Annotated in this window: 7 protein-coding genes; 6 read left to right on the top strand and 1 reads right to left on the bottom strand. The window is 72.7% G+C overall.

Features of this window, described 5'->3' with window-relative positions; translation table 11 throughout:
* The first annotated feature begins 33 nt into the window (after window positions 1-33).
* The 5 genes from AB0M97_RS17210 to AB0M97_RS17230 all read left to right on the top strand — a co-directional run bounded on the left by AB0M97_RS17210 (window position 34) and on the right by AB0M97_RS17230 (window position 8,654).
* Window positions 34-1,851: an ABC transporter ATP-binding protein gene (locus AB0M97_RS17210; RefSeq protein WP_365961680.1), complete on the top strand. Its 1,818-nt coding sequence runs from the start codon at window positions 34-36 to the stop codon at window positions 1,849-1,851.
* The gene (locus AB0M97_RS17215; RefSeq protein WP_365961681.1) at window positions 1,848-3,707 is read left to right on the top strand and encodes an ABC transporter ATP-binding protein; all 1,860 of its coding nucleotides are present in this window, start codon (window positions 1,848-1,850) and stop codon (window positions 3,705-3,707) included. The genes AB0M97_RS17210 and AB0M97_RS17215 overlap by 4 nt, the downstream gene beginning before the upstream one ends.
* Window positions 3,708-4,085: 378 nt before the next feature.
* Window positions 4,086-6,131 carry a M4 family metallopeptidase gene (locus tag AB0M97_RS17220; RefSeq protein ID WP_365961682.1) on the top strand — a complete coding sequence of 682 codons (2,046 nt, stop codon included), beginning with the start codon at window positions 4,086-4,088 and terminating at the stop codon, window positions 6,129-6,131.
* Window positions 6,132-6,417: 286 nt separating this feature from the next.
* Complete coding sequence (locus AB0M97_RS17225; RefSeq protein WP_365961684.1) at window positions 6,418-8,076, top strand: M4 family metallopeptidase; 1,659 nt, start codon at window positions 6,418-6,420, stop codon at window positions 8,074-8,076.
* Between the two features lie 68 nt (window positions 8,077-8,144).
* On the top strand, window positions 8,145-8,654 hold the full coding sequence (locus AB0M97_RS17230) for a DUF1990 domain-containing protein (protein WP_365961685.1): 510 nt from the start codon (window positions 8,145-8,147) through the stop codon (window positions 8,652-8,654).
* A gap of 1 nt (window position 8,655) precedes the next feature.
* Here the strand turns inward: AB0M97_RS17230 and glgP are convergent, their stop codons facing one another.
* Window positions 8,656-11,265 (bottom strand): alpha-glucan family phosphorylase, encoded by a 2,610-nt coding sequence (gene glgP, locus AB0M97_RS17235; RefSeq protein ID WP_365961692.1) that lies wholly within the window; start codon window positions 11,263-11,265, stop codon window positions 8,656-8,658.
* Between the two features lie 367 nt (window positions 11,266-11,632).
* Between glgP and AB0M97_RS17240 the strand changes: the two genes are divergently transcribed.
* Window positions 11,633-12,714, top strand: a 1,082-nt coding sequence (locus AB0M97_RS17240; RefSeq protein WP_365961686.1) for a maltotransferase domain-containing protein, incomplete at its 3' end; no start/stop codon positions are given.

Genomic DNA, 12,714 nt, shown 5'->3' on the forward strand with positions numbered 1-12,714 from the left:
CAGTGTCAGTGGTGTTCCGTAGGCTCGCTGCTGATGCCCACGAAAACCGCCGCCGAGGACCGTTCCGCCGTTCGTGCCCTGCTGCGTCTGTGGCCCTATGTGCGCCCCGTGCGGGTGCGGCTGTTCAGCGCGGCCTTCGTCGCGGTCCTCGCCTCCTGCCTGGGTCTGGTGATCCCGCTCGTCCTGAAGTGGATGGTGGACGGGCCGATCGCGGACCGGGACCCGGCGGGCGTGTGGCTCGGCGCGCTGTACCTGCTGCTGCTCGGGGTCGGCGAGGCGCTGCTGTTCGGGCTGCGGCGCTGGCTCGTGGCGCGGCCCCTGTCGCGCGTCGAGGCGGAGATGCGGGCCGATCTGTACCGGCACCTCCAGCGGCTGCCGATCGCCTTCCACGACCGGTGGCCGTCGGGCCAGCTGCTGTCCCGTGCGACCACCGACCTGATGCTGCTGCGCATGTTCCTCGCCTTCCCGCTGACGTTCCTGCTGGTCAACGGCGTGACGATCGTCGTCGGCGTGATCATCATGCTGATGCAGGACTGGATGCTCGGCCTGGTGATCCTCGGGCCCGCCGTCCCCGTGATGGTCACCTGCGTGGTCTTCGAGAAGCGGTACGCGCGCGTGGCGCGGCTCGCCCAGGACCAGGTGGGGGACCTGACGACGGTCGTCGAGGAGAGCGTGCTCGGCATCCGCGTCATCAAGGGCTTCGGCCGGCACCGCAGCCAGGCGCGGGCGTTCCGCGACCTGTCCGGCACCCTGCGCGGTACGGAGCTGCGCAAGGCGGGCCTGCTGGCGACGATCTGGGGCGTCATCGTCACCCTGCCCGAACTGGCCATCGGCGCGGCCCTGGTGGCCGGCGCCGTCCAGGTCGCGGACGGCGACCTGTCCGCGGGCACGCTGGTCGCGTTCCTCTCCACGGCCCTGGCCCTGCGCTGGCCCATCGACTCGATCGGCTTCCTGCTGGCCATGAGCCAGGAGGCGGCGACGGCCACGGAACGCTACTTCGAGGTGATGGACGCCCCGGAGGAGTCCGGGGTGCGGGCCCGCCCCGAGGCCGGCCGCCCCGACGGCATCCGCTTCGAGGACGTCACCTTCCGCTACCCCGACGCCGCCCCCGGCTCCCCGCCCGCCCTGGCCGGGGTGACCCTGCACGTGCGCCCCGGCGAGTCCATGGCCCTGGTGGGCGCGACCGGCAGCGGCAAGACCACCCTCACCGCGCTGATCCCCCGCCTGCACGAGCCCACCTCGGGCCGCATCACCCTCGACGGCGTCGACATCACCCGCATGGCCCGCGACACCCTGCGCTCCAAGGTCGCCGTGGCCTTCGAGGAACCCACCCTCTTCTCGGCGACCGTCGGGGAGAACGTCCTGATGGGCGCGGGTGACGACGCCGGTGAGGCGGAGCTGCGCCACGCCCTCGCCGTCGCCCAGGCCGACTTCGTGCACGCCCTGCCGCAGGGCACCGGCACTCAGGTGGGTGAGCAGGGCCTCAGCCTCTCCGGCGGCCAGCGCCAGCGCCTCGCCCTGGCCCGCGCGGTCGTCGGCCGCCCCGACTTCCTCGTCCTGGACGACCCGCTGTCCGCGCTGGACGTGCACACCGAGGCCGCCGTGGAGGCCGCGCTGCGCCGGGTGCTCGCCGGGACGACCGCGCTGATCGTCGCCCACCGTCCGTCCACGGTGCAGCTCGCCGACCGCGTCGCCCTGCTGTCCGGCGGCCGGATCACCGCCGTCGGCACCCATCACGAACTGCTGCGGACGAACGCCGAGTACGCACATCTGATGTCGGGCCTCGACGGCACCCCGCACGGGGCCGCCGAAGAAGGTCCCGGAAAAGAGGAAGCGGAGGCCGAGCGATGACCGCGCCGACGACGTCCGTCCCGGCCACCGGCGACGAGGACCGGCCGGACCCCGCGCCCGGCGCCGGCGACGCCTTCGACCGGGACGTCCTGCCCGCTCCCCCGGGCGCGACGCGCGCGCTGCTGCGTTCCCTGCTCGCGCCGATGAAGGCGCGCGTCGCGGTGACCACGCTCCTGCTGCTGCTCCAGCAGGCGGCGGTGCAGGCGGGCCCGCTGCTGGTGGCGTACGCCATCGACCGGGCGGTGCCCGCGTTCCGCGACCACGACCGGGGTCCGCTGATCGCGGTCGGCGCCGGGTATCTGCTGTGCGCGCTGGCCGCGGGCGCGCTCCAGTACGCGTTCATCGTCGCCTCCGCCCACGTCAACCAGAGCGTGCTGCTGGATCTGCGCGGCCGGATCTTCCGGCACGCCCAGGCGCTCAGCATCGACTTCCACGAGCGCTACACCTCGGGCCGGCTCATCTCCCGGGCCACGACGGACGTCGAGTCGCTGCGCGAGCTGCTGGACGAGGGGCTCCAGGAACTCGTCTCGGTCATCCTGTCGTTCGTCTACATCTCGGCGCTGCTGCTCTGGCTGGACCTGGGGCTCGGCGCGGTCGCGGTGGCGTCGTTCGGGCCGCTGTACCTGCTGGTGCGGGTCTACCGGCGGCGCGCGGGCCGGGTGTACCGGGCGCGGTCCACGGCCATCGCCGCGGTGATCGTGAAGTTCGTGGAGACGATGAACGGCATCCGGCCGGTGCGCGCGTTCCGCCGCGAGACCGTCAACGACGCGGACTTCCGGGTCCTGAACCGGCGCCACGAGCGCACGAACGGCGACGCGCTGCTGGAGATGGCGCGGTACGTGGTCGGCTCGCGGCTGGTCGCCAACACGGCCGTCGCGCTGATCGTGCTGTGGGGCGCGTACCGGGTGGCGGAGGACTCACTGGCGCTGGGGGTGCTGGCGGCGGCGGTGCTGTATCTGCGGCGGCTGTACGACCCGATCGACCGGCTCGGCATGTTCCTGAACTCCTACCAGTCGGCGGCGGCCTCGCTGGAGAAGATCGCGGGGCTGCTGGCGCAGACGCCGTCCGTGCCGGAGCCGGTGGCGCCGAAGCAGTTGCCGCCGCTCGCGGGCGACCGGCCCGGCCGCACGGTCGTCTTCGACGCGGTCGGCTTCCGCTACCGCACGGGCGGCGAGGTGCTGCCCCGCTTCGACCTGACGATCCCGGCCGGGCAGACGGTCGCCGTGGTCGGCTCGACCGGCGCGGGCAAGTCGACCCTGGCCAAGCTGCTCGCCCGGTTCTACGACCCCTCCGCCGGGCGGGTCCTGCTGGACGGCGTGGACCTGCGCGACCTGGCCTTCCCGGAGCTGCGGCAGGGGGTGGTGATGGTGACGCAGGAGGCGTTCCTGTTCTCCGGCACGGTCGCCGAGAACATCGCGATCGGCCGCCCGGACGCCTCGCGCGAGGACATCGAGCGGGCCGCGAGGGCGATCGGCGCGCACGACTTCATCAGCGCCCTGCCCGACGGCTACGACACCGACGTCCGCAAGCGCGGCGGCCGGATCTCCGCGGGGCAGCGGCAGCTCGTGGCGTTCGCGCGGGCGCTGCTCGCCGACCCCGCGGTGCTGATCCTGGACGAGGCGACGAGTTCGCTGGACATTCCCGGAGAGCGGGCCGTGCAGCGGGCGATGGCGACGGTGCTGAGGGGACGTACGGCGGTCGTCGTCGCGCACCGGCTGTCCACCGTGGAGATCGCGGACCGGGTGCTGGTGATGGCACAGGGGCGCGTCGTGGAGGACGGCACCCCGGCCGAACTGATCGCCGGCACGGGCAGGTTCGCGGACCTGCACCGGGCGTGGCGGGACAGCCTGGCGTGACGCGGGTGACCGGCGCCGGCCCCCGAGCCCGTCCGGCGTGACCGGCGCGCGGCACGTCCACGGGCGCGGCCCGACCCGGCCCCGGGCACGCCCGCTACCCGACTCCACGCTTCAAGTGTCCGTATACCGAACGTGAACTCCCGGACAACGAACCGTTTCCAGCCAATGTTCTGACGCGGCCCTGACAGACCCGGCATCTCCTGCCACGCTTCCCACGGCCGCTTCACAGCAACCCCACAGCTCCGCCACCCCGTGCTGTGTGCCGCGGCCGAAGCTCCCGCACGTGGTTCTGCGTACCACCTCGCTGTGCCCGGCCGGCCCACCCGCCGACCGGTCTCCCCGGCCGCGCGATCCGCGGCCACGCAGAAGGAGTCAGTGTTGAGCAGCAGGTCCTCCCACAGACGCACCTCCCACACCGTGCCCACCCCGCGCCGCCGCACCGCGGCCGTCGCGCTCGCCGGAGTCGCCGCGCTGATCGCCGCGGCCGTGCAGACCGGCACCGCCACCGCCGCACCCGAGCAGGCCCCGAAGGCGGCCCCCGGCTCCGAATCCGTGCGGCTGTCCCCCGCCCAGCGGGCCGAGCTGATCCGCAAGGCCGACGCCGGCACCGCGGAGACCGCCCGCGACCTGGGCCTCGGCGCCAAGGAGAAGCTGGTCGTCCGCGACGTCCTCAAGGACCGCGACGGCACCGTGCACACCCGCTACGAGCGCACCTACGACGGCCTGCCGGTCCTCGGCGGCGACCTCGTGGTCGCCACCTCGGCGTCGGGCGCGGCCGAGAGCGTCGTGAAGGCCACCCGCGCCGCCGTGAAGCCGGCGACGACGAAGGCCGCGGTGCCCGCCGCCGACGCCGAGCGGCAGGCGCTGGACGCGGCGAAGGCCGAGAAGGCCAAGGACTCCGACGTCAACCGCGCGCCCCGCAAGGTGATCTGGGCGGCCGGCGGCAAGCCGGTCCTGGCGTACGAGACGGTCGTCGGCGGGCTCCAGCACGACGGCACCCCGCAGGAGCTGCACGTCGTCACCGACGCCACCACGGGCGAGAAGCTGTACGAGTGGGAGGCCGTCGAGACCGGCACCGGCAACACGGTCTACAGCGGTACGGTCCCCCTCACCACCACCCAGTCGGGGTCGACGTACACCCTGACCGACGGCGCGCGCGGCGGGCACAGGACCCACAACCTCAACCGCGCCACCTCGGGCACCGGCACCCTGTTCTCCGGGCCCGACGACGTGTGGGGCAACGGCAGCCCGTCGAACCTGGAGTCGGCCGCCGCCGACGCCCACTACGGGGCCGCGCTGACCTGGGACTACTACAAGAACGTGCACGGCCGCAGCGGCATACGCGGCGACGGCGCCGCCGCCTACTCGCGGGTGCACTACGGCAACAACTACGTCAACGCCTTCTGGACGGACAGCTGCTTCTGCATGACCTACGGCGACGGCGCGAACAACGCCAACCCGCTGACCTCCATCGACGTGGCCGCGCACGAGATGACGCACGGCCTGACCTCCCACACCGCGGGCCTGAACTACTCGGGCGAGTCCGGCGGCCTGAACGAGGCGACCAGCGACATCTTCGGCGCGACGGTCGAGTTCTACGCGGCGAACTCCTCCGACGTCGGTGACTACCTCATCGGCGAGGAGATCAACATCCGCGGCGACGGCACCCCGCTGCGCTACATGGACAAGCCCAGCAGGGACGGCTCCTCCAAGGACGCCTGGTACTCGGGCATCGGCTCGATCGACGTGCACTACTCCTCGGGCCCGGCCAACCACTTCTTCTACCTGCTGAGCGAGGGCAGCGGCACCAAGACCATCAACGGTGTCACCTACAACTCGCCCACCTCGGACGGCCTTCCGGTCACCGGCATCGGCCGCGCCAAGGCGGAGAAGATCTGGTTCCGCGCGCTGACGACGAAGTTCACGTCGACCACCAACTACGCGGGCGCCCGCACCGGCACCCTCGCGGCGGCCGGTGAGCTGTACGGCACGACCAGCGCCGAGTACAAGGCGGTCCAGGACGCGTGGGCGGGCGTCAACGTCGGCTCGCGCTCCGGCGGCGGCGGCGGTGGCGGCACGTCCTTCGAGAACACCGCCGACGTGGCGATTCCGGACAACGGCCCGGCCGTGACCTCGTCGATCACCGTGTCGGGCCGGACGGGCAACGCGCCGAGCAACCTCCAGGTCGCGGTGGACATCGTGCACACCTGGCGCGGTGACCTGGTGATCGACCTGCTGGCCCCGGACGGGACCGCGTACCGCCTGAAGGGCTTCAGCTCCACGGACTCGGCGGACAACGTCAACCAGACGTTCACGGTCAACGCCTCCACCGAAGTCGCCAACGGCACCTGGCAGTTGCGGATGCAGGACCAGGCGGCGCAGGACACCGGTCACCTCAACGGCTGGAAGCTGACCTTCCCGTAGAGCACCGGGCCCGCCAGGACAGGGCGCCGCCCCGGTGGTTCGACTCCCCGGGCCGGCGCCCTTTTTTGCCAAGTCCATACGCCCGTCCTGTTGGGCCTTTACCGAGGTCACGTCTCTCCACGTACGCGCATCCTTCACCCCGGTGACGGTTTTCGGCCAACATCACTTCGGGGTCATGACATGTACGCGCCGCAAATGCCAGTCTTCGGTCACCGCCGCACAACCTCACCACCACTCCGGCCCGCCGCCCCCGCACGGGCCGGACCTCCCCCACGAAGGAGCTTGTGTGTCTCCCCACTCCGCGCCCCGCAGGCGCATCACGCCGGCCATCGCCGCCACCGTCGCGGCCGGCGCCCTCCTCGCCACCGCGCTGACCACCACCGCCAGCGCCCGGGGCACGGCCGACGCCGCCGAGCGGCCCGCCCTCGCCGCCGCGCCGATGCTGCTGTCGAACGCCGCGCGCACCTCGCTCATCCGGCAGCAGCAGCAGACCGCGCCGGACACGGCCCGCCGGATAGGCCTCGGCGCCAAGGAGAAGCTGCTCGTCAAGGACGTCGTGAAGGACGTCGACGGCACGGTCCACACCCGCTACGAGCGCACCTACGACGGCCTGCCGGTCCTCGGCGGCGACCTCGTCGTCCACACCGCGAAGTCGGGCGAGACCAAGGGCGTCACCAAGGCCACGAAGGCCGCCATCAAGGTCGCCTCCCTCAAGCCCGCCGTCCCCGCGGCCAGGGCCGAGCGGCAGGCGGTGACGCTCGCCGAGAGAGCCGGCTCCGAGGACACCGAGCCGAGCCAGGCCCCGCGCAAGGTCGTCTGGGCGGCCGGCGGCACACCCGTCCTCGCCTACGAGACCGTCGTCGGCGGCCTCCAGGACGACGGCACCCCGAACGAACTGCACGTCGTCACCGACGCCACCACAGGCGAGAAGCTGTACGAGTACCAGGGCATCGAGACCGGCAGCGGCAAGAGCCTGTACTCCGGCACCGTCACCCTCGGAACCACCCTGTCGGGCTCGGCGTACCAGCTGTACGACCCGACGCGCGGCGGACACAGGACGAACAACCTGGCCCGCGCCACCTCGGGCACCGGCACCCTGTTCACCGACGCGGACGACGTGTGGGGCACCGGTGTGGCCTCCGGCTCGGCCACCGACCAGACCGCGGCCGTGGACGCCGCCTACGGCGCCCAGGTGACCTGGGACTTCTACAAGAACACCTTCGGCCGCAGCGGCATCAGGAACGACGGCAGGGCCGCCTACTCGCGGGTCCACTACGGCAACAACTACGTCAACGCCTTCTGGTCGGACAGCTGCTTCTGCATGACCTACGGCGACGGCTCGGGCAACACCCGCCCGCTCACCTCGCTGGACGTCGCCGGCCACGAGATGACCCACGGCGTCACCTCCAACACCGCGGGCCTGAACTACTCGGGCGAGTCCGGCGGCCTGAACGAGGCGACCAGCGACATCTTCGGCACGGGCGCGGAGTTCTTCGCGAACAACGCCTCCGACGCCGGCGACTACCTCATCGGCGAGAAGATCAACATCAACGGCAACGGCACGCCGCTGCGCTACATGGACAAGCCCAGCAAGGACGGCAGCTCCGCCGACTACTGGTCCTCCACCCTGGCGAACAAGGACGTGCACCACTCGTCCGGCGTCGCCAACCACTTCTTCTACCTGCTGGCCGAGGGCAGCGGAGCGAAGACCGTCAACGGCGTGAGCTACAACTCGCCCACCTACAACGGCGCCACCGTCACCGGCATCGGCCGCGCCAAGGCGCTGCAGATCTGGTACAAGGCGCTGACCACGTACATGACGTCGACGACGAAGTACGCGGGCGCCCGCACGGCGACCCTGAACGCGGCGTCGGCGCTGTACGGCTCCACCAGCACCGAGTACCGGACGGTGGCCGCGGCCTGGTCCGCCGTCAACGTCGCCTGACCGTCCCGCGCCGGGCGGGCGGCACCCGCAGCACCGTGGCTGCGGGTGCCGCCCTACGCTTGGGCCCCATGTCCTTCACGTACGACGACGTCGGCGCCACCCGGGAGCAGGGTTTCTGCCCGCCGGGCTTCCACTCCCTGCACGTGCGCACCCGCCTCGGGGAGGGCCACGGCGTCTTCCTCCGGGCGGCGGACGCGGTCCTCACCTGGGAGATGCACCGCGCCCTCGGCGTCGGCATCCGCGCGGGCGCGGACCGTGCCGCCCCCGGCGTCGACGTCACCGTGACCCTGGCCGGTGTCATCAAGGCCCCCTGCCGCGTGGTCTGGACGGTGGAGGACCCCCGCCGGGCCGGCTGGGCGTACGGCACGCTGCCGGGCCACCCGGAGTGCGGCGAGGAGTCCTTCGTCGTGGACCGCACGGGCGACGGCACGGTGTGGCTCACCGTGACCGCGTTCAGCCGCCCGGCCAAGTGGTACGCGAAGGCGGGCGGCCCGGCGACGCGGGGCTTCCAGCACGCCTACGCCCGCAGGTGCGGGAGCGTGCTGCGGCAGCTGTGCGAGAAGGACCTCACCGGCTGACTCACCGCATCAGCACCCCCGCCGCCTCCACCACGTCGTCCGACGGGACCGCCACCAGGCCGAGTTCCGCGCTCGACGCGAGCAGCGGGTGCGCCGGCAGGATGCGGACCGTGTAGCCGTAGGGGCCGGTGCGGTCCAGGGAGAGCGGGCCCTCGTACACCCAGCGTCCGTCCTGGTCGGGGCCGCCCGCCGGTTTCAGCGGCACCGACGTGGCGTCGGTGATGCGGTCCTCGGAGTCCACCCGCCCCGACACGGCCTGCACGTCGACGTCCTCCGGTCCGAGCCCGCCGAGCCCGACCCTCACCCGCAGCGCCAGCGTCGTGCCCAGCTCGGCGGTGTCCATGGCCGCCGACGTCTCCACGTGGTCCACGGTCACGTCGTGCCAGGCGCCGCGCACCCGGGCCTTCCACGCGGCGAGGGCGCGGGCGGCGTCCGGGGTCATGGCGCGGTGCGCGCGGGCCGCGGGCTCGTAGAGCCGCTCGACGTACTCCCGGACCATGCGGCCCGCCAGCACCTTCGGCCCGAGCAGGGACAGCGTGCGCCGGACCATCTCGATCCAGCGGTCGGGCAGCCCGCTGTGCCCGCGCTCGTAGAAGCGCGGCGCGACCCGCCGCTCCAGCAGGTCGTAGAGGGCCTCGGCCTCTATGTCGTCGCGCCGGTCCGGGTCGGTGCCGGCGCCGTCGGCCGTGGGGATGGCCCAGCCGAAGTCGGGCTGGAACCACTCGTCCCACCAGCCGTCCAGCACCGACAGGTTGAGGCAGCCGTTGAGCGCGGCCTTCATGCCGCTGGTGCCGCACGCCTCCAGGGGCCGCAGCGGGTTGTTCAGCCAGATGTCGCAGCCGGGGTAGAGCTTCTCCGCGAGGCCCATGCCGTAGTCGGGCAGGAACACGATCCGGTGCCGCACCCGCGGGTCGTCGGCGAACCGCACCAGCTCCTGGATGAGCCGCTTGCCGCCCTCGTCGGCGGGGTGCGCCTTGCCGGCGACGACGACCTGCACGGGCCGCTCGGGGTGCAGCAGCAGCTCCATCAGCCGGTCCCGGTCCCGCAGCATCAGCGTCAGCCGCTTGTACGACGGCACCCGCCGGGCGAAGCCGATGGTCAGCACGTCGGGGTCGAGCACCCCGTCGATCCACCCCAGCTCGGCCGTGCCCGCGCCGCGCTGCCGCCAGGAGGCCCGCAGCCGTCGCCGCACCTCGGCGACCAGCTGCTCGCGCAGGCACCGCCGCAGGTCCCAGATGTCCTGGTCGGGAATGTCCTGGACGGAGTCCCACCGGTCGGAGCCGCCGACGGTCAGCGCCTCCTCGGCACGCCGGTCGCCGATCTGCCGGGCGCCGAGACGGAGCACCTCGGGCGCCACCCAGGTGGGCGCGTGGACGCCGTTGGTCACCGAGGTGATGGGCACCTCGTCGGGGTCGAAGCCCGGCCACAGCCCGGAGAACATCTCGCGGCTGACCTTGCCGTGCAGCAGCGACACCCCGTTGGCGCGCTGCCCGAGCCGCAGCCCCATGACCGCCATGTTGAACAGGTTGGGCTCGCCGCCCGGATAGGTCTCCATGCCGAGCCGCAGGATGTGCTCGACGTCGATGCGGGGCAGCTCGGCCTGCGGCCCGAAGTGCCGGGCCACCAGTTCACGGTCGAACCGGTCGATGCCGGCCGGCACGGGGGTGTGCGTGGTGAACACGGTCCCGGCCCGCACCGCCTCCAGGGCGGCGTCGAAGTCGAGGCCCTGGTCGCACAGCTCGGCGATGCGCTCCAGGCCCAGGAATCCGGCGTGGCCCTCGTTGGTGTGGAAGACCTCGGGTGCGGGGTGCCCGGTGAGCCGGCAGTACGTCCGCACGGCCCGTACGCCTCCTATCCCGAGCAGCATTTCCTGGAGCAGCCGGTGCTCGCTGCCGCCGCCGTAGAGCCGGTCGGTGACACCGCGTTCGCCGAGGTCGTTCTCCTCGACGTCGGAGTCCAGCATCAGCAGCGGGACCCGGCCGACCTGGGCCAGCCAGATCCGGGCCCGCAGGGAGCGCCCCCCGGGCAGGGCGAGGACGACCTGCGCGGGGGTGCCGTCCGCCTCCTCGAGCGGTGTGAGCGGCAGCTCGTTGGGGTCGAGGACGGGGTAGTGCTCCTGCTGCCAGCCGTCCCGGGACAGCGACTGCCGGAAGTACCCGTGCCGGTACAGCAGCCCGACGCCCACGAGCGGCACCCCGAGGTCGCTGGCGGCCTTCAGGTGGTCGCCGGCGAGGATGCCGAGCCCGCCGGAGTACTGCGGCAGGGCCGCGGTGATGCCGAACTCGGGGGAGAAGTAGGCGACGGCGGCGGGGAAATCCGAGGACTGCTCCTGGTACCAGCGGGTGCCTCCGACGTATTCCCGCAGGTCGTCGGCGACGGCCGTGAGCCGTTCCAGGAAGGCGGTGTCACGGGCCAACTCGGCGAGCCGCCCCGGCGACACACAGCCCAGGAGCCGCACGGGGTCGCCGTCCCACTGCTCGGGATCGACGGACCGGAACAGTTCGCGGGTCTCGGCATGCCAGGACCAGCGCAGATTACGAGCCAGATCGCTCAGGGGCCGGAGGGGTTCGGGGAGGACGGGACGGACGGTGAATCGACGGATCGCCTTCACATTCCACCTCGGCGCGTTGGAGATGACGCGGTCTGCGTCCCGCACGACAGTACCGGCGTGGGTGCCGCCGACACGGGAACTCTGGGAGCCCGTAGGGGTCGAACCCGGCGCACTGGGGGAGCGAACCCCCGCCCCTGCCTGGTGGGAAGGGGTGCCGCCGGGACCGGGCCGTTCTTTGCCCGGAAAGGGCCTGCCCTCCGAGTAGACATCCGCGCGAGGAGTTAACAAAGCGCCGGATTGCCCACCCGAAGTGGATGGGAAGGCTCCTCCGGGTAACCCAGCAGGTACCACCGCACCAGCAGGACACGCAGGACCCACCTCCCCAGAACCATCCGCCCACCACTGTTCGACGCGGACAGGAGCGGTCATGCCCGCCAAGCACCAGTCGTCGCCACCGCGCGGCACCACCCCCGACCCCGACATCAACCGTGCGGCCGACCAGCCCGGCCGGCCGCCCGTGACGCCGTGGGCGCCCGCCGCCCCGGCACCACCTGTCCCCCGGTACCGCCCCGACGCCACGGCCGTGGGCCGCATACCGGTCCTGGACGTCCGCCCGGTCGTCCAGGGTGGCAGGCGCCCCGCGAAGGCGGTCACCGGGGAGTCGTTCGAGATTTCGGCCACCGTGTTCCGTGAAGGCCACGACGCGGTGGCCGCGAACGTCGTCCTGACCGACCCGCAGGGCAGGCCCGGCCCGTGGACGCCGATGCGGGAGCTGACCCCGGGCACCGACCGCTGGGGCGCCACGGTCACCGCGGGCGAGCCGGGCCTGTGGACGTACACCGTGGAGGCGTGGGGCGACCCGATCTCCACCTGGCGCCACCACGCGGAGATCAAGATCCCGGCCGGGATGGACACGGACCTGGTCCTGGAGGAGGGCGCGCGCCTGTACGAGCGGGCCGCCGAGGGTGTCCCCGGGGACACCGACCGCGACGTGCTGCTGGCCGCCGTGGCGGCGCTGCGCGACGACTCCCGCCCCCCGGCGTCCCGGCTGGCGGCGGCCCTGACCCCGGAAGTGGACGCGGTGCTGTCCCGGCACCCCCTGCGGGACCTGGTGACGGCGTCCGATCCGCTGCCGTTGCTGGTGGAGCGGGAGCGGGCGCTGTTCGGTTCCTGGTACGAGTTCTTCCCGCGGTCGGAGGGCACGGCGCAGGAGCCGCACGGCACGTTCCGTACCGCGGCGCGGCGGCTGCCGGCGATCGCGGCGATGGGCTTCGACGTGGTCTACCTGCCGCCCATCCACCCGATCGGCACCACGTTCCGCAAGGGCCGCAACAACACCCTCTCCCCCGGCCCGGACGACGTGGGTGTGCCGTGGGCGATCGGCTCCCCGGAGGGCGGCCACGACGCGGTGCACCCGCGGCTGGGCACGCTGGAGGACTTCGACGCGTTCGTGGCCGCCGCCCGTGACCTGGGGATGGAGGTCGCGCTGGACTTCGCGCTGCAGTGCTC

The organism is Streptomyces sp. NPDC051207 (assembly GCF_040682395.1).
Taxonomy (GTDB): domain Bacteria; phylum Actinomycetota; class Actinomycetes; order Streptomycetales; family Streptomycetaceae; genus Streptomyces.

Coding starts and splice junctions, on each gene's coding strand:
- AB0M97_RS17210 (WP_365961680.1), top strand. CDS start 34: ATGCCCACGAAAACCGCCGCCGAGGACCGTTCCGCCGTTCGTGCCCTG.
- AB0M97_RS17230 (WP_365961685.1), top strand. CDS start 8,145: ATGTCCTTCACGTACGACGACGTCGGCGCCACCCGGGAGCAGGGTTTC.
- AB0M97_RS17215 (WP_365961681.1), top strand. CDS start 1,848: ATGACCGCGCCGACGACGTCCGTCCCGGCCACCGGCGACGAGGACCGG.